Genomic DNA, 25009 nt, shown 5'->3' with positions numbered 1-25009 from the left:
GCGGCCACGTGCCGCCCCCGCGACCAGTATTATTCCGGCGACGGCGGGGTTTCGATCTGGTCTGCATATTCGTGAAGCGCCGACATCACCTCGGCGTCCTTGCGATAGCGTTTGCGCAAGTCCGCGAGCTTGACGTCGCTGCCGGTGCATAGCGTACGAATGTTGTCCTCCAGAAAGACGCGACGCTCCTCGTCATAGGGCTCCTCGCCCCGAAAATGGTCGCATCCGTCGCGGGCGACCATGAAATCCGTGACTTCATCGGGGAAGGGCATGGCGTCTTGCGTGCTGTTGGCGATCGTCTCGTCTTGCGGCAAATCCGGCACCGGAGTCGTTGCAATCTTCGCAACCACCGCCGGAGCTTCGGGCGCCTCCTCCGTGCGAGCGGACTCGACTGCCGGCTTAGGAGCTTCCGCCAATGCAGGTGTCTCGTTCTGCACCGTATCTTCGGCGGGCGAACGGGAGCAGGCGGATGTCAGCAGCATCAGCACCGCTATCGCCCTTCCCGACCCTGGCTTCACCCAATTTCCCTCCGCAGGCTCGCGATCAAATCCGACACCAGACTCAGCCGCTTTTCTTCCTCATCCAATATCGCATGGAACGCTGCTTTTCTGTAGCGGGTGACGGTGTCGGCAGGAAGCGTGATACCTACAGGCAGTGTCGAAAGCACGATGTCTATCAGCCGCTCGGCTCCATGCAGCCGCCCCCACAGGTAATCGTTCTCGCGATAGGCCCGACTGAAAAAGGCGCCAAAGTTGTTGAATTCCATCCCCCGCAACGTCGCCGCCGCATTGGCAGGGCGGATCGCCGAGCAATCCTCCGGCGAAATACGGTCGACTTTTACCGGATCATATTCGTCCAGCCCTTCCCCCTGCAGCAGCGGGAGCGTCGCGATATCGTAAAAGGGGAAACCCAGATAAGCGAGCAGTAGCAGGCGGCGCTCCGCCTTGGGCAGTTCGGACAGCGCATCGGACAGCAGCAACTCTGCCGCCTCGTCGCACGCGCGCAAATCGCGTGCCGCCGCCAAAGCGGTCAGCACGCTCCCCGGATCGGCGCGCACGCGTCCAGCAGCATCGGCAAGCGCATCGCCATAATATTCGGCGGATTCGCGTTCCAGATACACAGCCAACCCGCCATAGATCGCATCATGCATGGCAGTCAGCGCATCTGCGCTTGCCTCGCTTTCCACTTCCAGCGTTTCCGCCAACCGCCGCGCCATAAAGCGCAGGCGACGCACCCGAAAACTCAGGTCATGATCGCGAAAGAACTGCACCGTCTCCGGGCTCGCACTGTCGCGTCGATCGCCGCCTAGCTGGTCGATCCCCGCCGCACGTACATGTCCCCAGATGGCCTGCCGTGTCGCGTCCCGCTGCCCGGCATTATCGTCCGCTCCCAACTGGAACAACAGGTCGGCAATGTCATCGACGATGCCCGACAGTTTCAAATGGCCGTAAGCGGGATAGGCAAAGCCCGCTGCGCCCGCCGCCCGCATCTGAGCTTTCGCCCGCCAGCCTGCCAGTCGCGCCGGTGTCGGGCGGTTGAGAAACAATGTCCCGCCGAAACTGCTTTCCACGTCATGCTCGATCTGCGGACGCAGCGCGTCGATGATCTGCCGCATCCGCAGGATGCGCCGCGACCGCCTCTCGATGGCATCCAGATTGTCGCGGATGGGCTGTTCGCGCGGAATATCGCTGAGCGCGCCGAAGATTGTACGGAAAAAGCCGGGCAGCGGCGCCACTTCCCCCTCGGCCAATTCGTGCGCCTCCCCGCTACGCGTCAGCTTTATGCTGCGGCTATGCGGCTTGGGATCGATGTAGACAAAGCGCCTGTCGACTTCCCGACGCGAGGGGCGATTGCGCAGCGCGCCGATAGCCTGCGCAAACGGGGCATTGGCAAGGATAGACCCATCGATGAGCACTGCGTCTTCGGCTTTGCCCAGCGCGCTGTGGCGGGGCAACACCCGTTTAAGAAACGCTTCCCTCCCCGGCCAGTGCCGCTGCCGCTCTTGCAGTACGCCGTCCAGTTCGCGCACCGTGAAAGGCGGAAAGGCCCCCGGAAAGCTGGCCGTGGCGCGCGCCGCAAAGGCCAATTCGATGGGATCGGCAAAATTTCGTTCATCGCGCGACCGGCCGCGCGCGCAAAAGCCCAAAGACAACCTATGCTCGGTCTCGATCACATGCGGCGGGCTATGCAGTTCCAGACTCTCGGGATAGCCTTCGAAATCGGTGACCGTCACGAACAGATCGAGCGGATGCCCCGGCGGCAATAGCGGCGTACCGGCAGGCTCCCTCGCCATCGCATCGAAGGCGTCGAGCAGCATGTTGCTGAACCCCGCCCCGCCAAAGGGCGGCTCGAACCAGCGGGACCGGATAAAGCGCGATAGCTTCATCCGCACTTCTTCCCGTGTCTCGGGCGCGACCGTTCGCTCCACAGCGTCACCCGGCCGCCGCGCCGCCATCCACACCAGCGGAGAGGCCCAGAATTTCGTGACCTTCGCCGCCGGACGCGCATCGGGGTCGAGCAGCCGGTCTATATCGGCATATTCCATCCACAACGCCGTCAGCGGATCGAGCGACTGGCCTGTCTCTATGGCTTGCGCCAGGAATATGCCGTTGATCCCGCCCGCACTCGCCCCCGCAATGATGTCCGGCAGGATACGCAGTCTGGTGCCAGTCTCCGCTTCGATGTCCGCAATCAGATCGCGATAGACGGTGCGCGAGCTACCATGCGGATCATCCTTTGCAATGCCGTCATGAAAATCCCGGCTGGCCCGTGCCAGATGCCAGATTTCCTTGGTGATCCCGTGCATGTAAATGGCGAGACTGATCCCGCCATAACATACCAGCGCCAGCCGAAGCTCCTTCTCCCTCATATGCGACGCATCGCAAATGCAGGGAGGAATGTCACGATTTTAAGCCAGCGCGAATTCAGCCCAGATCGGCAAGTGATCCGACGCCTTGCGCGACGCTGCGCTTTCATGGACGCCGCAAGCACTCAATGTCAGCCGGTCACAATACATAATCCTGTCCAGCCGCGCGACAGGCCGCCGTGCATGAAAGCTGCGTCCGCACGGCGCAAAGCGGTAGTGCCGCGCGAAATCGGCCAGGCATCCCCGGTCGGCGCTCCATTCGTTGAGATCGCCCATCAAGACCGTCGGCATCGCATCGCGCGCGTCGGCGGCATGGATGACCGCGGCGGCCTGCCGACGGCGCCACAATCCCGACAGGTCGAGGTGCATCCCGAACAGCCGTACCGGGCTAACCGGCGTCGTCACTTCAGCCATGATCGCACCGCGCGGTTCCAGGCAGGGGAGATGGACGATATCATGCGCAGGAACATCCATGTCCTTGCGCACCAATATGGCATTGCCATGCCAGCCCATACTTTCCACCCGTACATCCAGCGGCACGGCGCGGTAAGGACTGTGGCTCTCCAGCAAGCGCGCCGGAATGGCGGCAAGGCGCGGGCCGAAACGCCGGTCTGCCTCCTGCAACGCCACGACATCGGCATCCAGTTCGGCCAGCACGTCCAGGATACGCTCCGGACTGCGACGGCGATCCGTCCCTATGGCTTTACGGATATTGTAGGTGGCGACACGAAAGGTGGTTTGTCCCATCATCGCCCAATGCCTCAATGTCCGCTATGTTTCCACCCATCAGCGCAAACAGGACTAGTGTTCCGCATATGTTCTGATATGAAGGACGGGATTTAGCGGGATTTGGGAATGGCCAAGGCAAAACGTAAATTCGTGTGTCAGCAATGCGGATCCATCGCCCCGCGCTGGCAGGGGCAGTGCGACGACTGCGGCGAATGGAACAGCCTGTACGAAGAAGCGGGCGACACCGTCTTTGCGGCCAAGCACGACCTTCAGACCGGCGGACGCGCATTGCAGATGATCGGCCTCGACAGCGCCATTGCCCTGCCGCCTCGCGCCAGCACTGGCATCGCGGAATTCGACCGCGCTTTGGGCGGCGGCCTCGTATCGGGATCGGCGACATTGATCGGTGGCGATCCCGGCATCGGCAAGTCGACGCTGCTGTTGCAGGCAGCAGCACGGATGGCCATGCGCGGTCTGTCGGTCGCCTATATCAGCGGTGAGGAAGCGGCCGATCAGGTGCGTCTCCGCGCGCAACGGCTCGGCCTCGGCAGTGCGCCTGTGCAACTGGCCAGTGCGACGTCCGTGCGCGACATCCTGACCACCTTGGGCGAAAGCCAGCCCCCTGCCCTGCTCGTCATCGATTCGATCCAGACGATGCACAGCGACCTGATCGAAGGCGCACCGGGCACTGTCAGTCAGGTCCGCGCCTCTGCGCAGGAATTGATCCGCTTCGCCAAACAGCGGGGCACCGCCGTCGTTCTGGTCGGCCATGTGACGAAGGACGGCAGCATCGCCGGTCCCCGCGTGCTGGAACATATGGTCGATACGGTGCTGAGTTTCGAAGGCGAGCGCAGCCATCAATATCGCATCCTGCGCGCGATCAAGAACCGCTTTGGCGGCACCGATGAAATCGGGGTGTTTTCTATGGCGGAGGAAGGGCTAGCCGAAGTCAGCAATCCTTCCGCCCTGTTCCTCACCCATCGCGACGAATCGGTAACGGGCGCGACGGTCTTTCCGGCTCTGGAAGGCACCCGCCCTGTCCTCATAGAAATACAGGCGCTCACCGTCCGCCTCGCCAGCGGCGCAACGCCGCGCCGCGCGGTCGTGGGATGGGACAGCGGACGCCTCGCCATGATCCTCGCGGTGCTGGAGGCGCGCTGCGGGCTCAGCTTCTCGACCTGCGAGGTCTATCTCAATATCGCGGGCGGATACCGCATATCCGATCCTGCCGCCGATCTGGCTGTGGCCGGTGCCTTGATCTCCGCCCTTGCAGAAAAGCCGATACCTGCCGATGCCGTTCTCTTCGGCGAAGTCGCGCTTTCCGGGGAAATTCGCCCCGTCGCGCACGCACCCATGCGCTTGCGCGAAGCCGCCAAACTGGGCTTCGAGCGTGCGCTGGTCCCCGCTTCGGTGGCAGATGGCGCAAAGGGCATCACGCTCAGCGGCTACCGCACCTTGGCACAATTCGTCGATCATATGCTTGGAAGAGGATGATATAGGGGATGACAGAGTTGCCTCTTCCCTCCCCGCCTCTAACCTTCTAAGTCCACGGCCATGACCGCGCTCGACATTTTCGTTCTGCTTATCGTCGGTGGCGGCGCAGTGATGGGGCTGTTCCGCGGCTTCGTGATGGAAACGCTGTCGCTGATCGCATGGGTGCTGGCGGTGTTCGCCATCCGCCTGTTCCATGCGCCGGTGTCGGCGATCCTCACCGAATATGTCGGAACGGAAAGCGGCGCGGCTGCGCTTGCCTTTGTGCTCGTATTTGGCGCGACCTTCGCCATCGGCAAATTCATCGCCAGCGCTTTGGGCGCACGCACACGCAAATCGATCCTCGGCCCTGTCGACCGGGTTTTGGGTGGCGGCTTCGGCGCAATCAAAGGCTTGATCGGCGTAACATTACTGTTCCTTGCTTTCACATTGGTGCACGACACCATCTATGGCGGCGGGTCGCAGCGTCCCGATTGGCTCAAATCCTCGCGCACTTTCCCGCTCCTCGATGCCAGCGGGCGCGCGATCAGCGAATTTCTGGAAGAGCGCCGCACGGGTAAAGCCGACGCGCAATAATCACGCGACGCCTTCTATCCGACATCAATGTCGCCTACATGGGCGGAGATGAGTGCTCCCTTATACAATACCGACATATTGCGGCTTGCCACCAGCATTCCGCACCACGAGCGTCTTGCCGATCCCGACGCCAGCGTTGAGCGCCGCTCCGCCACATGCGGCAGCCGCGTGACCGTGGACGTGCGGATGGACGAGGCCGGAAACATCGCAGACCTTGGTCTGGAAGTGCGCGCCTGCGCGCTTGGGCAGGCCTCCGCCTCCCTGATGGCCGCCAATGCCGTGGGCCAAAATGTCGATGCGCTATTGCAGGCCCGCGATAAGCTGGCCGCTTATCTTGCCGGAACGGACGACGACCTCGCCTTCTGGCCGGGCCTGTCCGTCCTTGCCCCGGCGCGAGACTATCCCGCCCGCCACGCCTCGATCCGCCTCAGCTTCGACGCCGTCGCACAGGCTGCGGCGGACGCCGTAAAGGCCGACGTCTGATGGCTGTTGCAGAGGCCGTCAGCGCCACGGATATACTCCTGTCCGAAGGCGTAATCCTGCTCGGTGCAGGCGTTGCTTTTGTCATCCTCTTCCGTCGCTTCGGTCTCGGTGCTGTCCTGGGTTACCTCGTCGCGGGTGCTATCGTCGGTCCGCAGGGACTGGCTCTGGTCGGCGGCGGGCAATCGAAACTCGCCATCGCCGAAATCGGCATCGTCCTGCTGCTGTTTCTGGTCGGTCTCGAACTCAATCCCGCCCGTCTTTGGCGGCTAAAACGCGACATCTTCGGGCTGGGCCTGTTGCAGGTCATCGCGTGCGGCCTCGCGCTTACCGGCGTCATCTTCCTGTTCACTGGCTTTAGCTGGGGCGCAGCGCTGGCCCTCGGCCTGCCTCTCGGCCTGTCGTCGACCGCGCAGGTTCTGCCAGGCCTGAAAAGCAGCGGCCGGATCAACTCGCCCTTCGGTGAAAAGGCATTCTCGATCCTGCTGTTTCAGGATCTCTCGATCGTCCCGCTCATCACCATCATCGCGGCGCTCTCCCGCAATCCCGCCGACGCCGCTGGGCCTCCGGGGTGGCAGATGGCGCTTTATACCGTGGGCGCCATAATCGGACTGGTGCTGGCCGGTCGCTTCATCCTTAGCCCGCTGCTCCGCCTTGTCGGCAATCTGGGCGAGCGTGAACTGTTTGTGGCCGTCGGCTTATTTACCGTACTGGCCAGCGCTGCGCTGATGCACAGCCTGCATCTTTCGACCGCGCTGGGCGCATTCGTCGCAGGCGTGATGCTAGCGGATTCGCCCTATCGCCATGAAATCGAAGCCGATGTGGAGCCGTTCCGCACGATCCTGCTCGGCCTGTTCTTTCTCGCGGTCGGCATGGTGCTGGACATCCATGCCGTTCTGGCCAATCCGATTTTCGTCATCAGCCTCGCCATCGTGCTGGTTGCCGTAAAGGCGGCCATCATTACCGGTCTCGCCCGCGCCTTCGGGATAGACTGGCGACAGGGTCTCGCTTTGGGCCTGTTGCTCAGTCAGGGCGGCGAATTTGGCTTTGTCCTGTTCGCTCAGGCACAAAATGCTCTCCTGATCGCGCCCGAAGCAGCGAGCCTGTTCAGCGCCATTGTCACGCTGTCCATGGCAACCACACCTTTCCTGATGCTGTTTGCAAGCAGGCTGGAATTCGCCACGCCTAAGGACGGTTCCGATATGGACGGTCCCGAACTTGCCGAACAAGGCACGGCGCTTGTCATCGGCTACGGGCGCTTCGGTCAGACGGTTGCGCAAATGCTCATGGCCAGCGGCTGCGCGGTCACGATGATCGACAAGAAACCCGCGCAGATCGAAGTGTCGGGCCGCTTCGACGTGAAGGTCTACTACGGCGACGGCACGCGCATCGACCTGTTGCGCCGCGCCGGAGCAGAAGATGCACGGATCATTGCGTTCTGCCACGACGATCCGAATTTCGACCGAAAGCTGCTCGAACCTATCATGGAGGCCTTTCCGCAAGCGGCGATATTCGTGCGTGCGTTCGACCGGCGACAGTTGATGGAATTGAGCGAACTCGACATCACCGGCACGGTTCGCGAAGTCTATGAATCGGCTGTGTGCATGGGTTGGCAGGCGATGCAAGCGCTCGGCATGTCGGACGAAGCCATTGCCAACGTCGAACGGCAATATCGCGATACCGACCGGGAACGCCTCGACCGGCAGATTGCGGCGGGCGGCGACATTTATGCGGGCCGGGGCATGATGTACAACGCGCAGCATCGCGCAGACCCGCTTCTCATCGTAAACACCGTGGAGGAAGGCGCATGATCGCTATGCTCGCTGCATTGTCTGCTGCTCTTGCCGTAGGGGCTGGCGCCTTCGGTGCGCACGGTGCATCCTCTCCCCAAGCCGCCGAGTGGCTGCGTACCGGCGGCATGTATCAGCTCGTTCATGCCGTCGCAGCCCTTGCGATCATGAGTATCGCGCGCGGTCCCGCGACGCTGTTGCTGGCGGGCGGCGCAATCTTCGGGGGCACGCTTTACATCATGGCTTTGGGTGGCCCGCGCTGGCTGGGCGCCGTGACGCCGATTGGCGGCAGCTTGCTGATCGCCGGATGGCTATGGCTCGCGTGGATCTACTTTCGCAGCTGACTTGGCGGCGCCCCGGCATTTGTCGGAACAATAGAGAACATTCTCCCAATCCCGCGCCCATTTCTTTCGCCAGACGAAGGGACGATTGCAGATCGGGCATATTTTAGACGGCAAGTTCGCTTTCGCGACGCCATTGGGCATCAACCGCGTTCTTCGTCCAGAAAGGCCGCGACGTCGGCCAGATCGACATCCTTCGCCAGAAATGTCTGCCCGATGCCCCGCGCCAAGAGGAACGGCAGCTTCCCGCCCGCCATCTTCTTGTCATGCAGCATATGCGCCACCAGTTCCGCGCCGGATGCCTTAACATGGGCGCTCGCCAGATCATGCGGCAATCCGACAGTCTGCAGATGCGCAGTCACCCGAGCGGCATCCGCCGGATCGCACAGTCCCTGCCGCGCCGAAAAGCGGAAGGCCAGCGCCATGCCCGCCGCCACGCCTTCGCCATGCAACAGCGTGTCGGAAAAGCCTGTATCGGCTTCCAGCGCATGACCGAACGTATGGCCAAGGTTCAGCAGAGCGCGCCGTCCGGTCGTTTCCCGCTCGTCATCCGCTACGATGGCAGCCTTCGCGCGCACGCTCTTTTCGATGGCATAGAGCTGCGCGGCCCGATCCCCGGCAATCAGCGCAGGGCCATTTGCCTCGCACCAGTCGAAGAACGCGGCATCGTCGATCAGCCCATATTTCACGACTTCGGCATAACCCGCCGCCACTTCGCGAGAGGGCAAGGTGTCGAGCGTCGAAGGGTCGATCAGCACAAAGGCCGGCTGATGAAACGCGCCGACCAGATTCTTGCCCGCTGCGCTGTTGATGGCCGTTTTCCCACCGACCGAGCTATCGACTTGCGCCAGCAAGGTCGTCGGCACCTGGACGAAATTGCATCCGCGCTTCAGGATGGAGGCCGCAAAGCCAACCAGATCGCCGATCACGCCGCCGCCCAGTGCGACAATGTGGTCGCTGCGCTCGACTTCCAACGCGAGCAATCGATCAAGCAGCGTTTCCAGATAGCGCCAGCTTTTCGTGCCTTCGCCAGACGGCAGGACGATAGGCTCAATCGCCACACCCCCTGCGGCAAGCGACTCTTCCAGACGGGTCAATTGCGCGGCGGCAACGTCATCGTCCGTAACCACGACCAGACGCCCGCCCCGCGCAAAGCGGGCCAGATGGGTAGCAGCCTGATCGAGCGCACCTTCGGCAATCAGGATATCATAGCTGCGGCTACCCAAGGTCACCGGAACGGTCGTCATAATGCCAGAGCTTTCACGATATTTTCGACGGCAGTTTCATGCGGCGCGACTACGCTTCGCACATGGATCGGGGCCAGCGCATAGACCGGGTTACGGATGGCAGCCAGCTCGGTCAGCACGGCGCGCGGATCGCGCCCCTTCAGCAAGGGCCGCCCCTCCCGCCGCGACACCCGATCCACCAGAACGTCGATATCCGCATCCAGCCACACGGCTTTCGCGGCCGACAGGATCAGCGCGCGTGTCTCGTCCTGCATGAATGCACCGCCGCCCGTTGCAATGACCTTGGGCGCGCCATCGATCAGCCGCGCAATAACCCGACGCTCGCCATCGCGAAAATGCGCTTCGCCATAGCGTTCGAACATCTCCGGAATGGTCATGCCCGCCGCTTCTTCGATTGCCTCGTCCGCATCGACGAAGGGCAGGCCCAGTCGGGCGGCCAACCGCCGCCCCACGGTGGATTTCCCGACACCCATCATGCCGACAAGAACGATCGGCCCCTGCTTTTGGAGGGCACTGCTGGCCGGAGCCGCCGCCGGAGACGGATCGTCAGGGGATTTGCTGTTTCGCTGCATCGCGAGCGGGGCTATACAGCCACCCGCTCATAAGGGCAAAAGCCGATTTCGTGGCGAAACGATGCGCGACCAGCGCCATTTTGCTGGCCAAGGCCCCGTCATTCGCCCTAAGAAAGTGCCATGAAGATTAAACGCCAGACCAACAGTTTCGAAAGCCGCCCCCGCAGGCGCAGCGCCTTGCCCATCATTCCCATCGTCCTGCTTATCCTGCTGATCGGCCTGTTCTGGCTGATGTGGGCGCGCGGCGGTGAACAGCCGCAGGTTCCGGTGGAAAAGGCGATTCCCGCCGAAAAGCTGGGCAAGTAGGACAAGGCATTGCAGCGCCGTAGCATCCTGTTGATGGCGGGCCTGCTCGCGGGCGGCGCCGCGTTGGCGCTGACCGTGCCGGTGATCGACGCGGGCTTTGCCCAGCGTGCGCCCGAATCGTTGCTGCCTCCCGGTTTCGGTGATCCGCCGGCGGCGGAACCGCCTCGTTCCAATGAGCCGCGCGCACCCGCGCCCGCAACGGGTCAGCCCCCCGCGACCATCCAGCCCTTGCCGCTCGATTCTGGCGTACCAGCCGACGTGCAGGACAATGCGGCCGAAGAAATCGCGCTGTCGGAAGAAGAACTTGCGGCGCAGGCGGCGAAATACGACCTTCCCGACACCGCGCGACGCTCTCTCGACCGGGTGGGACCGCTGACCCCGGAAACGCGCGGCCTGCCTGCCAATGCTTTCGGACGGCAATCCGGCCAGTATCTTGCGATATTGATGAAGCAGAGCCATGCGCCCTTTGCGTCGCGCTGGGCCTCCATCCTCATTCGACGAGCGTTGCTGTCGGCCATCGACACTCCGCGTGACATCGATGGCGCGGATCTGGTCGCAGAACGCGCGTGGCTGTTGCTGCGTATGGGCGAAGCTGACTCCGCGCGCCTGCTGGTCCAGAGCGTGGACCCCGACAAGTTTACGCCCCGCCTGTACGCCGTCGCCATGCAAACCTATCTGGCGACTGCCGATCCGGCGGGTTTATGTCCGCTGTCCGCGGGCGCGCTGCGTACCAGCGATGAACCGGGCTGGCAGCTTTCCAAAGCGATTTGCGCGTCTTTTTCGGGCGATCAGGGCAGTGCCAGCGGCGCGCTCAATCAGGCGGAACGGCGTGGCACTGCGCGCGGCGTCGATTATCGCCTCGCCGAGAAGGTGGTCGGGGCCGGTTTCAATGCCCGCCGTTCGGTCAAGATCGAATGGGAAGGCGTCGACAGCCTCACCGCATGGCGGTTCGGCATGGCCACCGCGACCAACGTCCCGATTCCCGATACTTTATGGGCCACCGCCGGGTCGCATGTCCGGGCTTGGGAAGCACGCGCACCTACGCTATCGCCCTTCCGGCGCTGGACGGGTGCCAATGTCGCGGCGCGTCTGGGTGTATTTTCCAATGCGGCTCTCGTCGGCTTTTATACGGAGGCCGCCGCCGATCCTGATGCGACCGACGCCATAAAGGACCGCGTCGAGGCGCTGCGCAATGCCTATACCGGCGGCACCGTCGACACCCGGATCGGGGCCATGCGCAAGCTGTGGCAGACCGAAGACGATGGCGTGGACTATGTCGGCCTGATCGCAGTGGCCCGCGCCGCTGCTGCCCTGCCCGTCACGTCCGCCGCCAGCGAGGACATTGCGCATCTGATCGCGGCCATGCTGAGCGCAGGCTATGACCGCAGCGCGGCGCGCTGGGCAAGTGCGCTGGGGCAACTCGATGGGGACGGAGGAGAGGATAGCTGGGCACTGTTGGCACTTGGCGCACCAACGCCGGTCGTCGAAATTTCGAGTAATCGCGTGTCGGCTTATTTAGATTCCGCAGGACCGCAAAAGGGCCGGATGCTGCTCGCAGGACTAGCCGGTCTCAACCGTCTTTCCGCTGGCGATGCAACGACGCTGGCCAACGATAACGGCATGTCCCTCGCCCCCAACAGCCGCTGGGCACGCGCCATCGGTGCGGCTGCGCAACGGGGTGAAACCGGCACAGTCGCTTTGCTGGCCGGGGTCGGGATGCAAGTTGCCGACTGGCACCGCCTGCCTCCCGCGCACCTCTATCACATCGTCGCGGCGCTGCATCGCGTAGGACTTGACCCCGAAGCGCGCATGATAGCCGCCGAGGCAATTGCGCGGTTGTAGCCGCTCTCTCTCCTTCAGCGGAGGAGCAATCATATCCTGTGACCATGCAAGAAGCCGTTCTCCCGCGAAAGCGGGAGCCCAGGGCGACAAAGCGCTGCGTGTTGGGCCCTGGACCCCTGCTTTCGCAGGGGAACAGTGGGGGACAGGCCCGATGGATATAAGAGTCAGGAAGAGAGGGAGATGTTAGCATGACGACAGACGCCCCGCTGATCGACCGTTTCCTCGAAATGATGGCCGCAGAGCGCGGCGCGGCGCGCAATACCTTGCTTGCCTATCGCACCGACTTGCTTGCCGCATCGGAGGCAATCGGCGGCCTTGAGAAAGCGGATAACGCCGCGCTCGAAACGCTCGCTGGCCTGTGGTCCCAGCTTTCCGGCTCAACCGTCGCGCGCAAGGCATCGGCCCTTCGCGGCTTCTACGCCTTCCTGCAGGAAGAAGGATTCCGCGCGGACAACCCCGCCGCATCCCTTCCCCGCCCCGCCCTGCAACGCCCGCTGCCCAAAATCCTGAGCGCTGCCGACATCGACCGCATCTTCGCCGTCATTGAGGAGCGTCTCGCGGTGGAGCACCCCTCGCTGCAGGACATGCGCCTGTCCGCGATGATCGAGCTGCTCTATGGCTCCGGCCTGCGCGCGACCGAACTGGTGTCGCTGCCCCGCCGCGCGCTGGCGAGTGACCGTCCGTTCCTTATCCTACGCGGCAAGGGCGGGAAGGAACGCATGGTGCCGATATCGGATCGTGCACGCGCTGCCGTCGCGACATGGTCGGCCTTCGTCCCGAACGATGCGCTCTGGCTCTTCCCCTCGGGCAAAAGCCATTTGAGCCGCATTCGTCTCTATCAAATGGTGAAAGCGCTCGCCGCCGCAGCCGGCATATCGCCCGATCGCGTCAGCCCGCACGTCCTGCGCCATGCTTTCGCCACGCACCTGCTGGAAGGCGGCGCAGACCTGCGCGCGCTTCAAACGATGCTGGGCCACGCCGACATCGGTACGACGCAGATCTACACCCATGTCGAGAGTTCGCGGCTGGTCGCGCTGGTCAACAGCCGTCATCCGCTCGTTGACCTCAAGCCGCGCTCGTCCTAACGGCTGCTGCATGGTCAGTTTTCTGGATTTCGAAAAGCCGATTGCTGCGCTCGAAGCGCGCATTGCCGAACTACGCGAAACCGCGCGCGATGGCGACTTGTCCATCGACGGCGAAATCGACAAGCTGCAGCAGCGCGCGCAGAAAATGCTGGCGGACACCTATGCCCGTCTGACGCCGTGGCAGAAGACGCAGGTCGCCCGCCATCCCGACCGCCCGCACTTCAAACATTATGTGGCAGGCATTTTCGACGAGTTCATCCCCCTTGCGGGCGACCGTGCCTTTGGCGACGATCAGGCGATCCTTGGTGGTTTTGCGAAGCTGGATGGCCGCAAGGTCATGGTCATCGGCCATGAAAAGGGCGACGACACCACCAGCCGCCTCAAACATAATTTCGGCATGGGCAAACCTGAAGGCTATCGCAAAGCGATCCGCCTGATGCAGCTTGCCGACCGTTTCGGCCTTCCCGTGGTGACGCTGGTGGATACCTCCGGCGCGTTCCCCGGCGTTCAGGCCGAAGAGCGTGGGCAGGCCGAAGCCATTGCCCGCTCCACCGAACAATGCCTTGCGCTGGGCGTGCCGATGGTTGCCGCGGTCGTGGGTGAAGGCGGATCGGGCGGCGCCGTTGCGCTCGCCGCCGCCAACCGCGTGCTGATGTTCGAACATGCAGTCTACGCCGTGATCTCACCCGAAGGCTGCGCGTCGATCCTGTGGCGTACTGCGGAAAAGGCCAGCGAAGCGGCCACCGCTATGCAAGTCACCGCCCAGCACCTCAAGGCTTTGGGCGTAATAGACGCCATCGTCCCTGAGCCAGTGGGCGGCGCACATCGCGCCCCGGCTGAAGCCATTGCTTCGCTGCGCGCCGCGCTTGGCACGCAACTCGATCAGCTCGGCACCATGAACGCCACGGCGCTGCGTATCGATCGTGCGGACAAGTTCCTCGCGATGGGAACCTGACGCCGTCAAAGGGTTTTCCTCCCCCACATCCTGCCCTAACGTGGCGGCAATAGGGAGACACACATGCGTAGGGTTTATTGGGCAACAGGTTGCGGCGTTCTGCTGGCAGGCACCGTTCTCGCGTTACCGGCTGCGACCGGGAAGCAGCGGCAGATATCCACCGCAACGTCGATCAGCGCGCAGGACAGAGCCGAAGGTGCGAAGGCCCATCCGCAATTGCTCCAGGAATTTGGCGGTGCCTATGCCGGCCCCCAATCGGCTTATGTGACGACTGTCGGGCGCAAGATCGCAGTGCAATCGGGCCTGTCCAATGCGCAAAGCGATTTCACCGTTACCTTGCTCAACTCCCCGGTGAACAACGCCTTCGCGATTCCCGGCGGCTATGTCTATGTCACGCGGCAGTTGCTGGCCTTGATGAACGACGAAGCCGAGTTGGCCGGGGTTCTGGGCCATGAAGTCGGCCACGTTGCCGCATTGCACGGGCAGCGCCGCCAGAAAGCCGCGAGCCGCAATGCGATTGGCGGCACATTGCTGCAAGTTCTTGCAGGCGCGGTCTTGGGCGATTCGGGCTTAGGCAGCATCCTCCAGAAGGGGATCGGCACCGCCAGTCAGGCGCTGACGTTGAAGTTCTCCCGCTCACAGGAATATGAGGCTGACGACCTGGGCATCCGGTATCTCGCCAATGCAGGCTATGACCCTAAGGCGCTCTCCTCGACGCTCGCGTCGCTCGCGGCTCAAAACGCCATAGATCAGCGGGTTACGGGCAACAGCCGGACCGTTCCCGAATGGGCCAGCACCCACCCCGACCCCGAAGCCCGCGTTTCACGCGCTTTGCAACGGGCAAAGGCAACCGGCGCCACCAGCACCTTGCGCAATCGCGACAGCTTCCTCGCTGCCATCGACGGCACCTTGTACGGTGACGATCCCAAGCAAGGCGTGATCGAAGGCAATCGCTTCCGCCACCCGGACCTGCGCCTCGCTTTCGCGATTCCCACGGGATACACGATGGAGAATGGCGCCGCTGCCGTCAGCATTACGGGGGCGAACGGCCAAGCGCAGTTCACCGGCGCAAGCTATAACGGCAACATGACCGACTACATCAGCGCGGCCTTTTCCAGCATCGCAAAGAATGCGTCGATTTCCCCCGATGCCGTCCGCACCACAACGATCAACGGCATTCCGGCAAGCTATGCCAGCGCGCGCGCCAACGCGCAGTCCGGGCCTGTCGACGTCACGGTGTTCGCGTATCAATTCGGTCCGAAAACGGCCTATCACTTCCTGATGATCGCCCCCGCTGGACGGGGCATCGGTCCTTTCGAACCCATGATCCAGTCCGTCCAGCGCCTGAGCGCGCAGGATGCCGCCGCGATCAAGGCACGTCGCGTCAATGTGATAACGGTAAAGCCCGGCGACACCGTTGCGTCGCTATCGGCAAAGATGGCCTATCCCGATTATCGCGAAGACCGCTTCCGGGTCATAAATGCCCTGCCCGGCGCGGCAACCGTGCGTCCCGGACAAAAGGTGAAAATCGTAAGCTACTGATCACGTGAACGATAAAAAAAAGGCGGCGGGAATATCCCGCCGCCCTTCTTTTGAACATAATGCCAACAGCATTACGTCAGGTTTTTTGCAACCTTGTCGAAGGTGTTCGTCAGGTTACCACCAAGGCTCTTCATTGCGGTGATGGCAGCAACTGCGATCAGAGCAGCGATCAGGCCATATTCGATAGCCGTCGCGCCCTTGTTGTTGCGGATCATTTTACGGATATGCATCATGTCGTCTTCCCTTCTTAGAAATAGCGGCAGAGGGGTCAAATCTCTACCTTCGCAAAATCGAGCAAACTTAGTTCATGCTGTTCGATACTTTAGTGAATATATTATTCAGTTGGCCGCCTAAGGTTCTCATCGCACCAAGAACGGCCACGGCAATCAAGCAACCATCAGACCGTATGCAATGGGAGTTTCACTATGTTGTTTTTGATCATCTTGCGAATAAACAACATTTGTAACCCCCAAATATATAGTCTCGAAAGCGACCTTACTTGCCGGTAATCTTCAGCAAGTGATATTCGATCTAGACCGGAGAGGTTTCCAAAACATTAAACGGGCGGTATTAATTGTCAGATATCTATAGTTAATTTTCGGTTACTTTAGCAGAAATATTATTCCACATCGCATTGGACTTGGTTGCGACTTCATGAAGAGCTGCGAGCATCGCCAGAACGATCATGGCGCAGATCAATCCATATTCGACCGCAGTGGCACCGCGCTGAGAGCGAATCAGCACGCTATGCGTGAAATATCGAATAATATTGCGCACGAAGCACCCCGCCCTTTCTGCTATCAGGCGCAACTGTAAGGCATTGTGCGTTAATGGATTGTTATAATGGCAAGTGAATTACCCGCGAGCACCCCTCTTTTGCATGTTGTCGCGGCAGCGCTGGTAGACGCCGACGGTCGTGTCCTGCTGCAGCAACGGCCGCTAAACGGATCGTTGGCCGGTCTGTGGGAATTTCCCGGCGGCAAAATCGAACCCGGCGAAACACCCGAAGCCGCGCTGATCCGCGAACTGGAAGAGGAACTGGGTATTGCGACGCACGCCAGTTGCCTGGCCCCGGCAGCATTTGCCAGCGAGCCTCTGGACGACAAGCATCTCGTGATGCTGCTCTATATCTGCCGCAAATGGAAAGGCACGCCAGAGGCACATCATGCCACCGGCCTGAAGTGGCTGCGACCCGCACAGATGTACGGCGTGCCCATGCCCAAAGCGGACCTTCCGCTCATCGGCTTGTTGGACGCACTGATCTAGGCGGGCACTCCGCTTTGGCTGGAATGTACCGTCATCGCGGGGGTCAAATGCCGACGTAGCGGCAGCGAAAAGAGGTGCCACCTGCTGAGTAACAACGCGGATTTCTTAGAGAAGCCATGGTGAAAATGCGTTTACCACGAAGTGCAACGCTCCTTTGATTCTGAGGCTCTATTCTTCCGCCTCATCGCAACGAGGGGTAATGTAGATGAAACGCTTTGTACTGGCAGCTTTGGCCGCAGCCGTGACCGTATCGCCAGCACAGGCGGACACCTACTATTGGCCAGCTCCAGCCAGCCCCATCAACGCCGAGGGCGTACGATATGTCCTGCCAACCGGTACGCCGCTAATGATGCGGACGCTTACGCAGATCTCCTCCAAGGAAAACAAGCCGGGCGATCGCGTGTATCTGGAGGTGGCGGAAAATGTGTCCTATCGTGGACAGGTGGTTATCCCCGCCGGGTCACCGGTCGTTGCCGAAGTCGCCGGGATGCAGCGCAATGGCCATTTGGGTAAAAAGGGCAAGATCGAAATACGTCTGATCGAAGTACAGACGCCCAGCGGCCCAGTCCGCATCATGGGCCGTGCCGCCGATGAAGGCAAAAGCGGCACCGCAGCATCGATTGCTACGATGTTTTTCGTCTCTGCACTGGGGGGCTTTCTTATCCACGGCACGAGCGCACTTATCCCCAACGGCACAGCTGTCCAGGGGCAGTTGGCCAACGATCTGAAGTTCACCTGGTATCGAAATGCATCGGAACAGACGGCGCGCGCCGATGTCACGGATGCAGGCGTATCCAACTTCAATTTCTGACGGTCAAACGGACTGCCCTGTCCGACCATGACCGCAAGCTTGCCGGTCCATCCAATCAGGTCAGATGGACCCGCCCCATATCGCCCTGTCCTACATATAACCACATAGGTTATTTATAGTGCTTCAAGACAGGAGCATGGGCATGGATATAGATATATTGATCGACGAAGTGATTGCGCGCGAAGGGGGCTATAGCAACCATCCGGCGGATCGCGGCGGGCCGACTCGATGGGGGATTACGCAGGCGGTGGCGCGGGCGCATGGGTTTGCGGGCAGCATGTGCGATTTTCCGCGGGCGGACGCTGTCGCAATCTATCGCGCGCGCTATTGGGACGGGCCGAAATTCGCGTTCGTCGCGGAACTGGCACCGCGCATTGCTGCAGAATTGTTCGATACCGGTGTGAATATGGGACCAGCGGTCGCCACCGGCTTTCTGCAACGCGCACTCAATGCGCTTAATCGCAACGGACGGGACTTCGCCGATCTGGCGGTGGATCGGCGGATCGGCCCGCGCACGCTTGCGACGCTCGGTGAATTTATAGAATCGCGTGGCCGGAACGGCGAGACCGTGTTGCTGAAGGCAATGGAGGCGTTGCAGGGCGCGCGTTACATCGACCTGGCCGAAAGCCGTCCCGCCAACGAAGCCTTTCTCTACGGCTGGCTTGCAAACCGCATCGGTTAAGGGGGAGCACTATCATGGGACTATTAAACGGCATCATCGGCCCGGTCGCCCAATTGATCGACAAGGTCATTCCCGACCCGGAAGCCCGCGACCGCGCGAAGCTCGAACTGCTCAAGCTGGAAACCAGCCGCGAAATCGACAGCATACAGGCACAATTGTCCGCGATCCTGGCCGAAGCGCAATCGACCGACCCCTGGACCAGCCGCGCACGCCCGGCGTTTCTGTACGTCATGTATGCGCTATTATTGTGGGCGATCCCTATGGGGATGATTGCAGGGATACGCCCGGAGCTGGCCGAAGCCATTGCGCGGGGAATCACCGCCTATCTCAACGGCCTGCCCGAACCGCTCTATGCGCTCTTCGGCACCGGCTATCTGGGATACACGGCCGCACGGACTTGGGGGAAAGTGAAGGGCGTCGATCGGTAGCCCGTTACATACCGGGGGAGAAGGGCTTTACGCCTACTCCCCCACTCTCGCGGCCAGTTTCGCGACCTCAGGCTCCGGCAAAGCCCTCAAGCCTTCCTCTGTCGTCGGCTCCCGCGCCAGCACATCCAGCGGATCGAGCATTTCGATTTCCTTGCCACCCGTCTCGATATCCAGATCGCGGAAGCGCCGCCCGGACGACAGCACCCGCGTTTCGAAGCTGCCGATGAAACCGTTGTAATTCGCGACCGCACTGTTCAGCCCGCTGCCCAACCGCTTGAGATGCGTCGCCGCCACCGCGAGCCGCTCGTACAATTCCTTGCCCAGCGCGCCCACCTGCTTGGCCTGATCCTGCATTTTGGCCTGTCGCCAATGCCCCGCCAGTGTCCGCGCGAGTGGCAGGAACGTCGCCGGACCGCAGATAATCACCCGATTCTTCGCCGCGCGTTCCCACAGGTCCATGTCGGCTTCCAGCGCGGCGGTGACGAAATTGTCGCCCGGCACATACATGATGACGAAATCAGGCGCCTTGTCGAACTGCTCCCAATAGGCCTTGCGCCCCAGCGCATCGGCATGGGTGCGCAACGCGCGGGCATGGTCGGCGAAATAGCGCTCACGCGGCACATTCTCGGTCTGCTCGACCGCATTGAGATAGGCTTCCAGTGAACATTTGACGTCAACCACCAACTGCTGATCGCCTGGCAGGCGGATGATGAAATCGGGGCGCAACCGCCCGTCGTCGGTGTTGACCGACACTTCCTCGGTAAAATCGACAAAGGCCGACAGCCCCGCCGTTTCGATGAGGTTCTTGAACTGCTGCTCGCCCCACCGCCCGCGCGTCTTGGGCGCGCCGCGCAGGGCGTTGACCAACTTGGCGGTTTCGTCACGCACTTGCCCCTGCCCCAGCTTCACTTGCTCGACAGCTTCGCGCAATTCGTGATAGCTGCCGACGCGGTCCTTCTCGACGCGCTGCAACCCTTCCTCATAGCGCTTGAGCGTGGTTTCGACTGGCTGCAGCAACCCCTTGAGTTGCGCTTCGCTCTTCTCATTGGCCTGCGCAAAACGCTGATCGGCGCGGTCGAGGAAGGTCTTTTGCGCCTGCTCCAATATCTTGCCGCCGATCTCACTGAACTGCGCGGAAAGCTGTTCCTTGGCCTCGGTCAGCGCCTTGATCTGCGCCTCGAACGCTTCGGTGCGCGCCAGTTGTTCGGACCGGAACGCCGCCAGATCGCGCAACGCCGATTCGCGCTCCGCCTGCACCGCATCCAGCCGCGCAGACACCGCCGCCGCCTGATCCGCCCGCTCCCGCGCCACTGCCAGGTCGCGTTCGGCACTATCGCGCTGCGCAACGGCAGCGTCGAGGCGCGCCGACAACGCCGCCATTCCCTGCCCGCGCGCAACCCATCCGGCAACGAGGCCAGCGAGCAAAGCGGCAATGATGAGAGCGACGGCGAGAAGGTCCATGGGCACTTTCCGTAAGAGAACGAAAAGGGAACTTACTGGACGTTACGCAGAGTGGCAAGTGGGTCGTCGCCCAACACCGCAATCGTCACCCCAGCGAAGGCTGGGGTGTCATGCGGCAGCGCGCCATCGCCTGAGATCCCAGCCTGCGCTGGGACGACGAGGACTAAGCCGCCTTGGCTTCCTTGCGCTGCTTGGCCAGCTTCTTCAGCACCATCTCGCGCTTCAGCCGCGACAGATGATCGATGAACAGCACCCCTTCAAGGTGATCCATCTCATGCTGCAAACAGGTCGCCAGCAAGCCTTCCAGTTGCTCTTCACGGATGCGGCCATCGCGGTCCATCCAGCTTGCACGGATGCTCGCAGGGCGCTCCACATCGGCATATTGGTCGGGGACCGACAGGCACCCTTCCTGATAGATCGAAATATCGTCCGACCCTTCGAGTATCTGCGGATTGATGAACACCATCGGCCGCTTGACGGGTTCGCCGCCTTCTTCCTCCGGCTCCTGCAAGTCCATCACCAGAACGCGCTTGGGCACGCCCACCTGAATGGCGGCAAGGCCAATGCCCGGCGCGTCGTACATCGTTTCGAACATGTCATCCATCAGCCGTTGCAGATCGGCGTCGATCAACTCGACGGGCGTGGAAATAGTGCGCAATCGCGGATCGGGCGTTTCGATGATGGGAAGAATGGCCATGACGTTAAAATATGGCGACAACGCAATAAGATCAAGTCACCCTACGGGTCGGCGCGCCCTTAATGCCTGCGCCAGCGTTCCTTCGTCCAGATAGTCCAGCTCCCCCCCGACCGGCAGGCCATGCGCAAGCTGCGTAAGCCGTATGGGAAAACGCTCCAGCCGTTCGATGATGTAATGCGCGGTCGTCTGCCCCTCCAGCGTGGCATTCATCGCCAGCACAACTTCGTCGATGCCGCCCGCCGCCACCCGGCCGACCAGCGCATCTATCGACAGATCCTCCGGCCGCACCCCTTCCAGCGCGGACAATCGCCCGCCCAGCACATGAAAACGCCCCGGAAACAGACGCGACTTGTCGAGCGCCCACAGGTCCGACACATCCTCCACCACGCACAATGCGCGGTCGTCGCGGCGCGGATCGGTGCAGATGCCGCAGGGATCGACCGTATCGACATTGCCGCACAGCGCGCAGGTGGACAGGTTCTGCTCCACTGCCTCCAGCGCACGGCGCAGCGGCCCCAGCGCCAGTTCGCGTTTCTTGAGAAGATGCAACACCGCGCGCCGCGCCGATCGCGGCCCCAGACCGGGAAGGCGGGAGAGCGCCTGCGTCAACGCTTCGATTTCGGGAGAGGCCATATCGCGCAACATAGGGGCTTGCGCTCCCGCCCGACAAGGGCTTGAGAGAAGACCATGCGTATAGTCTACATGGGAACGCCCGATTTTGCGGTGCCGGGGCTGGAAAAGCTGGTTGCTGCGGGGCACGATATCGTTGCGGTATACAGCCAGCCGCCCCGTCCGGCGGGTCGCGGCAAGGCGCTGCGTCCCTCCCCCGTTCAGGCGCGGGCGGAGGCTTTGGGGTTGCCGGTGCATGTGCCGGTAAGCCTGAAGGATGCCGATGCGCAGGCGGGGTTTGTGTCGCATGATGCCGATGTTGCGGTGGTTGCCGCTTATGGCCTGATCCTGCCGCGCGCCGTGCTGGATGCGCCCAAGCGCGGTTGCCTCAACATCCACGCCTCGCTCCTGCCGCGCTGGCGCGGGGCTGCGCCGATCCAGCGGGCGATCCTTGCAGGCGATCACGTTACCGGTGTGACGATCATGGATATGGAAGCGGGCCTCGACACCGGGCCGATGCGGGCGAAACATGTAACGCCCGTGGAATATAAGACCGCCGGGGAGTTGACGACCGAACTGGCCGAGGCAGGCGCGGTGCTGATGGCGCAGGTGCTGGAAGACCTCGACGCTTTCCCACCCGTGCCGCAACCGGACGAAGGCGTCACTTACGCAGCAAAGATCGACAAGGCCGAAGCGAAGATCGATTTCACCGCCGATGCGCACGCCGTCGAGCGCCAGATTCGCGCGTTCAATCCGGCCCCCGGCGCATTCTTCAGCTATGGCGGCGAACGCTTCCGCATCCATGCCGCGCATGTCGAAACGCGGAGCGGCGCAGCGGGCGAATTGCTCGACGACAGCCTGCTCATCGGCTGCGGCAAAGGCAGCATCCGCCCCACGCTGATCCAGCGCGCGGGGAAGTCAGCTATGCTACCGGGCGAATTGCTGCGCGGGTTCGATATGGCGGCGGGGACGCGGGTGGATGATTGAGCGGGCCTACCTCCTTCTTACGTCACCCCCGCTCCTTCTTACGTCACCCCAGCGTAGGCTGGGGTCTCAGGCGACAGGATGCTACCTGGAGGCCTACGACCCCAGCCTACGCTGGGGTGACGGTTCACTCGCATGACTCGCTTCGCCTTCACCATAGAATTTGATGGCCGCCCCTTCATGGGCTGGCAGCGGCAACCGCATGGCCCCACTGTCCAGCAGGCCGTGGAGGACGCCATCGCCGCCATCACCGGCGAAACGGTCGGCGTCCACGCGGCGGGGCGCACCGATACCGGCGTCCACGGCATCGCCATGCGCGCCCATGCCGACATCGCCAAGCCCTTCACCCCCTTCCGCCTGAGCGAAGCGCTCAACGCGAAAATGCGGCAGCAACCCGTGGCGATCACCGACTGCGAGATCGTAGCGGATGACTGGCACGCGCGTTTTTCCTGCCTCGGTCGTTCCTATGTCTATCGCATCGCCAATCGCCGCGCGCCGCTGACCTGGGAAAAAGGCCTCGCATGGCGGATCACCCAGGCACTGGACAGCGACGCCATGCACGAAGCCGCACAGGCGCTCATCGGCCTGCATGATTTCACCACCTTCCGATCGGTGCATTGCCAGTCGGCCAGCCCCGTCAAGACGCTCGACCGGCTGGACGTGATCCGCACCGGCGACCGCATAAACATTCACGCGGCGGCACGCTCTTTCCTGCACCATCAGGTCCGCTCAATGGTGGGCTGCCTCGCGCTGGTCGGCACCGGCAAATGGACGGTCGAAGACATGCGCGCCGCGCTGGAGGCAAAGGACCGCGCCGCGCTGGGCCTCAACGCCCCGCCCGATGGGCTGTATTTCGTGGGGGCGGTGTACCCCTGATCTAAAATTCATCATCCCTGCAATGCGAAGGGAAACCCAAACCAGCCGCTCCCCCATTTGCACCGCTCCCCACTTTGGTCTATTGGCCCCCACTACAGCCCCGGCGACCGCTGATCCTTAACGATTCGCGTTTGCCGGGGCGCATTGTTTTACAAGCAGGGATATGCCGATGGCCCGTCGCCGCCAGATTTACGAAGGCAAAGCCAAGATCCTCTATGAGGGTCCAGAACCCGGCACGCTGATCCAGTATTTCAAGGATGATGCGACTGCCTTCAACGCGCAGAAAAAGGGTACGATTTCCGGCAAGGGCGTACTCAACAACCGCATTTCGGAGCATATCTTCACGCTCCTCGCGCAGATCGGCGTGCCCACGCACTTCATTCGTCGCCTCAACATGCGTGAGCAGTTGATTCGTCAGGTCGAAATCATCCCGATCGAAGTGATCGTGCGCAATGTCGCCGCCGGATCGCTCAGCAAGAAACTGGGCATTGAGGAAGGCACGCAGCTTCCCCGCACGCTCATCGAATATTGCTACAAGGACGATGCGCTGGGCGATCCGATGATTTCGGACGAGCACATTGCCTGCTTCGGCTGGGCCAGCCAGGAAGAAATGCACGACATCGCCGATATGGCGATCCGGGTGAACGATTTCATGTGCGGCCTGTTCGCTGGCATCGGCATCCGCCTGATCGACTTCAAGCTGGAATTCGGTCGCATCTGGGACGGTGAATTCAGCCGCGTCATTCTGGCCGACGAAATCAGCCCTGACGGCTGCCGCCTGTGGGACGCCGTCACCAACGAAAAGCTCGACAAGGACCGCTTCCGTCGCGACCTTGGCGGCGAAGTCGAGGCCTATCAGGAAGTCGCCCGTCGCCTTGGCCTGCTGCCCGAAGGCGCCGAAAACGCGATCCTCGACATGGAAACGCACCGGAAAAAGCGCGGGATATAAGTTCGCTCGACACTGTCGTGTTCCTGCGCAGGCAGGAACCCAGTAATAGTGCAACGTTTGCGCGTGATGAGATTACTGGGTTCCTGCATCCGCAGGAACACTTTACCCTATTGTTTCGGAACCCGCTTCATATCGGCGCGCATTTGGTCTAGGGGGTCCGCAACTTACCCCATTCAGGAGTCCCGCCCCATGAAAGCCCGCATTTTCGTGACCCTCAAGGGCGGTGTGCTCGATCCGCAGGGCAAGGCGATCCATCATGCGCTGAGCGGTCTGGGCTTCGAAGGCGTGAACGACGTCCGCGCGGGCAAGCTGCTCGAACTCGATCTCGCCGATGGCACGAGCGATGCGGACATCGACGCCATGTGCCAGAAGCTGCTGGCCAATACCGTCATCGAAAATTACCGCATCGAAAAGGTCGCTTAAG

The 25009-nt window shown here is 62.1% G+C and carries 29 protein-coding genes; 18 read left to right on the top strand and 11 right to left on the bottom strand.

Annotation, left to right across the window (positions count from 1 at the left end; translation table 11 throughout):
• Positions 1-29: 29 nt before the first annotated feature.
• The 3 genes from LQ220_RS04905 to LQ220_RS04895 are packed head-to-tail and all read right to left on the bottom strand — an operon-like array spanning position 30 to position 3616.
• On the bottom strand, positions 30-518 hold the full coding sequence (locus LQ220_RS04905) for a hypothetical protein (RefSeq protein ID WP_230187137.1): 489 nt from the start codon (positions 516-518) through the stop codon (positions 30-32).
• Positions 515-2869: a patatin-like protein gene (locus tag LQ220_RS04900; RefSeq protein ID WP_230187136.1), complete on the bottom strand. Its 2355-nt coding sequence runs from the start codon at positions 2867-2869 to the stop codon at positions 515-517. Before LQ220_RS04900 ends, LQ220_RS04905 begins: the two co-directional genes overlap by 4 nt.
• A 39-nt stretch (positions 2870-2908) precedes the next feature.
• Entirely contained in the window at positions 2909-3616 is a 708-nt protein-coding gene (locus LQ220_RS04895; RefSeq protein WP_230187135.1) for an endonuclease/exonuclease/phosphatase family protein, read from the bottom strand.
• 105 nt (positions 3617-3721) lie between these two features.
• Here LQ220_RS04895 and radA point away from each other — a divergent pair, with 105 nt between their 5' ends.
• Genes radA through LQ220_RS04870 form a run of 5 tightly spaced genes read left to right on the top strand, consistent with a single transcriptional unit; the run spans position 3722 to position 8276 of the window.
• Positions 3722-5089: a DNA repair protein RadA gene (radA, locus tag LQ220_RS04890; RefSeq protein ID WP_230187134.1), complete on the top strand. Its 1368-nt coding sequence runs from the start codon at positions 3722-3724 to the stop codon at positions 5087-5089.
• Positions 5090-5149: 60 nt separating this feature from the next.
• Positions 5150-5662 carry a CvpA family protein gene (locus LQ220_RS04885; protein WP_230187133.1) on the top strand — a complete coding sequence of 171 codons (513 nt, stop codon included), beginning with the start codon at positions 5150-5152 and terminating at the stop codon, positions 5660-5662.
• Between the two features lie 48 nt (positions 5663-5710).
• Positions 5711-6145: an iron-sulfur cluster assembly scaffold protein gene (locus tag LQ220_RS04880; protein WP_230187132.1), complete on the top strand. Its 435-nt coding sequence runs from the start codon at positions 5711-5713 to the stop codon at positions 6143-6145.
• On the top strand, positions 6145-7953 hold the full coding sequence (locus LQ220_RS04875; protein ID WP_230187131.1) for a cation:proton antiporter: 1809 nt from the start codon (positions 6145-6147) through the stop codon (positions 7951-7953). The genes LQ220_RS04880 and LQ220_RS04875 overlap by 1 nt, the downstream gene beginning before the upstream one ends.
• Positions 7950-8276: a DUF423 domain-containing protein gene (locus LQ220_RS04870; RefSeq protein WP_230187130.1), complete on the top strand. Its 327-nt coding sequence runs from the start codon at positions 7950-7952 to the stop codon at positions 8274-8276. Before LQ220_RS04875 ends, LQ220_RS04870 begins: the two co-directional genes overlap by 4 nt.
• Here LQ220_RS04870 and LQ220_RS04865 read toward each other — a convergent pair.
• The 3 genes from LQ220_RS04865 to LQ220_RS04855 are packed head-to-tail and all read right to left on the bottom strand — an operon-like array spanning position 8244 to position 10092.
• Positions 8244-8417 (bottom strand): DUF2256 domain-containing protein, encoded by a 174-nt coding sequence (locus LQ220_RS04865; RefSeq protein WP_230187129.1) that lies wholly within the window; start codon positions 8415-8417, stop codon positions 8244-8246. The genes LQ220_RS04870 and LQ220_RS04865 overlap by 33 nt on opposite strands.
• Positions 8417-9520: a 3-dehydroquinate synthase gene (gene aroB / locus LQ220_RS04860; protein WP_230187128.1), complete on the bottom strand. Its 1104-nt coding sequence runs from the start codon at positions 9518-9520 to the stop codon at positions 8417-8419. The genes LQ220_RS04865 and aroB overlap by 1 nt, the downstream gene beginning before the upstream one ends.
• Positions 9517-10092 (bottom strand): shikimate kinase, encoded by a 576-nt coding sequence (locus LQ220_RS04855; protein ID WP_230187127.1) that lies wholly within the window; start codon positions 10090-10092, stop codon positions 9517-9519. Before LQ220_RS04855 ends, aroB begins: the two co-directional genes overlap by 4 nt.
• Positions 10093-10212: 120 nt before the next feature.
• Between LQ220_RS04855 and LQ220_RS04850 the strand changes: the two genes are divergently transcribed.
• The 5 genes from LQ220_RS04850 to LQ220_RS04830 all read left to right on the top strand — a co-directional run bounded on the left by LQ220_RS04850 (position 10213) and on the right by LQ220_RS04830 (position 15822).
• The gene (locus LQ220_RS04850; protein ID WP_230187126.1) at positions 10213-10398 is read left to right on the top strand and encodes a hypothetical protein; all 186 of its coding nucleotides are present in this window, start codon (positions 10213-10215) and stop codon (positions 10396-10398) included.
• A 33-nt stretch (positions 10399-10431) separates the two neighbouring features.
• Positions 10432-12240 (top strand): hypothetical protein, encoded by a 1809-nt coding sequence (locus LQ220_RS04845; RefSeq protein ID WP_230187266.1) that lies wholly within the window; start codon positions 10432-10434, stop codon positions 12238-12240.
• 188 nt (positions 12241-12428) lie between these two features.
• Positions 12429-13325, top strand: coding sequence for a tyrosine recombinase (locus LQ220_RS04840; RefSeq protein ID WP_230187125.1), 897 nt, complete (start codon positions 12429-12431; stop codon positions 13323-13325).
• Positions 13326-13335: 10 nt separating this feature from the next.
• On the top strand, positions 13336-14280 hold the full coding sequence (locus tag LQ220_RS04835; protein WP_230187124.1) for an acetyl-CoA carboxylase carboxyltransferase subunit alpha: 945 nt from the start codon (positions 13336-13338) through the stop codon (positions 14278-14280).
• A gap of 63 nt (positions 14281-14343) precedes the next feature.
• Positions 14344-15822: a M48 family metalloprotease gene (locus LQ220_RS04830; RefSeq protein ID WP_230187123.1), complete on the top strand. Its 1479-nt coding sequence runs from the start codon at positions 14344-14346 to the stop codon at positions 15820-15822.
• A 71-nt stretch (positions 15823-15893) separates the two neighbouring features.
• Here the strand turns inward: LQ220_RS04830 and LQ220_RS04825 are convergent, their stop codons facing one another.
• Both LQ220_RS04825 and LQ220_RS04820 read right to left on the bottom strand, forming a co-directional pair.
• Complete coding sequence (locus LQ220_RS04825) at positions 15894-16055, bottom strand: Flp family type IVb pilin (protein ID WP_230187122.1); 162 nt, start codon at positions 16053-16055, stop codon at positions 15894-15896.
• Positions 16056-16413: 358 nt separating this feature from the next.
• Positions 16414-16599, bottom strand: coding sequence for a Flp family type IVb pilin (locus tag LQ220_RS04820; RefSeq protein ID WP_230187121.1), 186 nt, complete (start codon positions 16597-16599; stop codon positions 16414-16416).
• A 66-nt stretch (positions 16600-16665) separates the two neighbouring features.
• Here LQ220_RS04820 and LQ220_RS04815 point away from each other — a divergent pair, with 66 nt between their 5' ends.
• The 4 genes from LQ220_RS04815 to LQ220_RS04800 all read left to right on the top strand — a co-directional run bounded on the left by LQ220_RS04815 (position 16666) and on the right by LQ220_RS04800 (position 19009).
• On the top strand, positions 16666-17088 hold the full coding sequence (locus tag LQ220_RS04815) for a (deoxy)nucleoside triphosphate pyrophosphohydrolase (RefSeq protein ID WP_230187120.1): 423 nt from the start codon (positions 16666-16668) through the stop codon (positions 17086-17088).
• Positions 17089-17293: 205 nt separating this feature from the next.
• Entirely contained in the window at positions 17294-17899 is a 606-nt protein-coding gene (locus tag LQ220_RS04810) for a hypothetical protein (RefSeq protein ID WP_230187119.1), read from the top strand.
• A gap of 142 nt (positions 17900-18041) precedes the next feature.
• Entirely contained in the window at positions 18042-18581 is a 540-nt protein-coding gene (locus LQ220_RS04805; RefSeq protein WP_230187118.1) for a glycosyl hydrolase 108 family protein, read from the top strand.
• A 14-nt stretch (positions 18582-18595) separates the two neighbouring features.
• Entirely contained in the window at positions 18596-19009 is a 414-nt protein-coding gene (locus LQ220_RS04800; RefSeq protein ID WP_230187117.1) for a holin family protein, read from the top strand.
• 33 nt (positions 19010-19042) lie between these two features.
• Here LQ220_RS04800 and rmuC read toward each other — a convergent pair whose 3' ends face one another.
• The 3 genes from rmuC to recR form a co-directional block, all read right to left on the bottom strand.
• Positions 19043-20470, bottom strand: coding sequence for a DNA recombination protein RmuC (rmuC, locus tag LQ220_RS04795; RefSeq protein WP_230187116.1), 1428 nt, complete (start codon positions 20468-20470; stop codon positions 19043-19045).
• A 163-nt stretch (positions 20471-20633) separates the two neighbouring features.
• Complete coding sequence (def, locus tag LQ220_RS04790; protein ID WP_230187115.1) at positions 20634-21167, bottom strand: peptide deformylase; 534 nt, start codon at positions 21165-21167, stop codon at positions 20634-20636.
• A gap of 36 nt (positions 21168-21203) precedes the next feature.
• A complete protein-coding gene (gene recR / locus LQ220_RS04785; protein WP_230187265.1) occupies positions 21204-21800 on the bottom strand; it encodes a recombination mediator RecR in 597 nt (198 codons plus the stop codon).
• 54 nt (positions 21801-21854) lie between these two features.
• Between recR and fmt the strand changes: the two genes are divergently transcribed.
• The 4 genes from fmt to purS all read left to right on the top strand — a co-directional run bounded on the left by fmt (position 21855) and on the right by purS (position 25008).
• On the top strand, positions 21855-22763 hold the full coding sequence (fmt, locus tag LQ220_RS04780) for a methionyl-tRNA formyltransferase (protein ID WP_230187114.1): 909 nt from the start codon (positions 21855-21857) through the stop codon (positions 22761-22763).
• Between the two features lie 132 nt (positions 22764-22895).
• Positions 22896-23636, top strand: a complete 741-nt coding sequence (gene truA / locus LQ220_RS04775) for a tRNA pseudouridine(38-40) synthase TruA (protein ID WP_230187113.1) — start codon at positions 22896-22898, stop codon at positions 23634-23636.
• A gap of 169 nt (positions 23637-23805) precedes the next feature.
• Positions 23806-24585 (top strand): phosphoribosylaminoimidazolesuccinocarboxamide synthase, encoded by a 780-nt coding sequence (gene purC, locus LQ220_RS04770; protein ID WP_230187112.1) that lies wholly within the window; start codon positions 23806-23808, stop codon positions 24583-24585.
• Positions 24586-24774: 189 nt separating this feature from the next.
• Positions 24775-25008: a phosphoribosylformylglycinamidine synthase subunit PurS gene (gene purS, locus LQ220_RS04765; RefSeq protein WP_230187111.1), complete on the top strand. Its 234-nt coding sequence runs from the start codon at positions 24775-24777 to the stop codon at positions 25006-25008.
• Position 25009 lies beyond the last annotated feature (1 nt).

It is taken from the genome of Sphingobium sp. CECT 9361 (assembly GCF_918741285.1).
Classification (GTDB): domain Bacteria; phylum Pseudomonadota; class Alphaproteobacteria; order Sphingomonadales; family Sphingomonadaceae; genus Sphingobium.
Note: the sequence above shows the minus strand (reverse complement) of the source record. Positions and strands in the feature narration are given on the sequence as shown.

What these genes read in the sequence shown, in the direction of transcription:
- purC (WP_230187112.1), top strand. Translation starts at nt 23,806, where the DNA reads ATGGCCCGTCGCCGCCAGATTTACGAAGGCAAAGCCAAGATCCTCTAT.
- LQ220_RS04875 (WP_230187131.1), top strand. Translation starts at nt 6,145, where the DNA reads ATGGCTGTTGCAGAGGCCGTCAGCGCCACGGATATACTCCTGTCCGAA.
- LQ220_RS04805 (WP_230187118.1), top strand. Translation starts at nt 18,042, where the DNA reads ATGGATATAGATATATTGATCGACGAAGTGATTGCGCGCGAAGGGGGC.
- LQ220_RS04895 (WP_230187135.1), bottom strand. Translation starts at nt 3,616, where the DNA reads ATGATGGGACAAACCACCTTTCGTGTCGCCACCTACAATATCCGTAAA.
- radA (WP_230187134.1), top strand. Translation starts at nt 3,722, where the DNA reads ATGGCCAAGGCAAAACGTAAATTCGTGTGTCAGCAATGCGGATCCATC.
- fmt (WP_230187114.1), top strand. Translation starts at nt 21,855, where the DNA reads ATGCGTATAGTCTACATGGGAACGCCCGATTTTGCGGTGCCGGGGCTG.
- LQ220_RS04810 (WP_230187119.1), top strand. Translation starts at nt 17,294, where the DNA reads ATGAAACGCTTTGTACTGGCAGCTTTGGCCGCAGCCGTGACCGTATCG.
- aroB (WP_230187128.1), bottom strand. Translation starts at nt 9,520, where the DNA reads ATGACGACCGTTCCGGTGACCTTGGGTAGCCGCAGCTATGATATCCTG.
- rmuC (WP_230187116.1), bottom strand. Translation starts at nt 20,470, where the DNA reads ATGGACCTTCTCGCCGTCGCTCTCATCATTGCCGCTTTGCTCGCTGGC.
- LQ220_RS04900 (WP_230187136.1), bottom strand. Translation starts at nt 2,869, where the DNA reads ATGAGGGAGAAGGAGCTTCGGCTGGCGCTGGTATGTTATGGCGGGATC.
- LQ220_RS04800 (WP_230187117.1), top strand. Translation starts at nt 18,596, where the DNA reads ATGGGACTATTAAACGGCATCATCGGCCCGGTCGCCCAATTGATCGAC.
- LQ220_RS04880 (WP_230187132.1), top strand. Translation starts at nt 5,711, where the DNA reads ATGAGTGCTCCCTTATACAATACCGACATATTGCGGCTTGCCACCAGC.
- LQ220_RS04855 (WP_230187127.1), bottom strand. Translation starts at nt 10,092, where the DNA reads ATGCAGCGAAACAGCAAATCCCCTGACGATCCGTCTCCGGCGGCGGCT.
- recR (WP_230187265.1), bottom strand. Translation starts at nt 21,800, where the DNA reads ATGGCCTCTCCCGAAATCGAAGCGTTGACGCAGGCGCTCTCCCGCCTT.
- LQ220_RS04850 (WP_230187126.1), top strand. Translation starts at nt 10,213, where the DNA reads ATGAAGATTAAACGCCAGACCAACAGTTTCGAAAGCCGCCCCCGCAGG.
- def (WP_230187115.1), bottom strand. Translation starts at nt 21,167, where the DNA reads ATGGCCATTCTTCCCATCATCGAAACGCCCGATCCGCGATTGCGCACT.
- LQ220_RS04885 (WP_230187133.1), top strand. Translation starts at nt 5,150, where the DNA reads ATGACCGCGCTCGACATTTTCGTTCTGCTTATCGTCGGTGGCGGCGCA.
- LQ220_RS04815 (WP_230187120.1), top strand. Translation starts at nt 16,666, where the DNA reads ATGGCAAGTGAATTACCCGCGAGCACCCCTCTTTTGCATGTTGTCGCG.
- truA (WP_230187113.1), top strand. Translation starts at nt 22,896, where the DNA reads ATGACTCGCTTCGCCTTCACCATAGAATTTGATGGCCGCCCCTTCATG.
- LQ220_RS04870 (WP_230187130.1), top strand. Translation starts at nt 7,950, where the DNA reads ATGATCGCTATGCTCGCTGCATTGTCTGCTGCTCTTGCCGTAGGGGCT.
- LQ220_RS04825 (WP_230187122.1), bottom strand. Translation starts at nt 16,055, where the DNA reads ATGATGCATATCCGTAAAATGATCCGCAACAACAAGGGCGCGACGGCT.
- LQ220_RS04865 (WP_230187129.1), bottom strand. Translation starts at nt 8,417, where the DNA reads ATGCCCAATGGCGTCGCGAAAGCGAACTTGCCGTCTAAAATATGCCCG.
- LQ220_RS04845 (WP_230187266.1), top strand. Translation starts at nt 10,432, where the DNA reads ATGGCGGGCCTGCTCGCGGGCGGCGCCGCGTTGGCGCTGACCGTGCCG.
- LQ220_RS04835 (WP_230187124.1), top strand. Translation starts at nt 13,336, where the DNA reads ATGGTCAGTTTTCTGGATTTCGAAAAGCCGATTGCTGCGCTCGAAGCG.
- LQ220_RS04840 (WP_230187125.1), top strand. Translation starts at nt 12,429, where the DNA reads ATGACGACAGACGCCCCGCTGATCGACCGTTTCCTCGAAATGATGGCC.
- purS (WP_230187111.1), top strand. Translation starts at nt 24,775, where the DNA reads ATGAAAGCCCGCATTTTCGTGACCCTCAAGGGCGGTGTGCTCGATCCG.
- LQ220_RS04830 (WP_230187123.1), top strand. Translation starts at nt 14,344, where the DNA reads ATGCGTAGGGTTTATTGGGCAACAGGTTGCGGCGTTCTGCTGGCAGGC.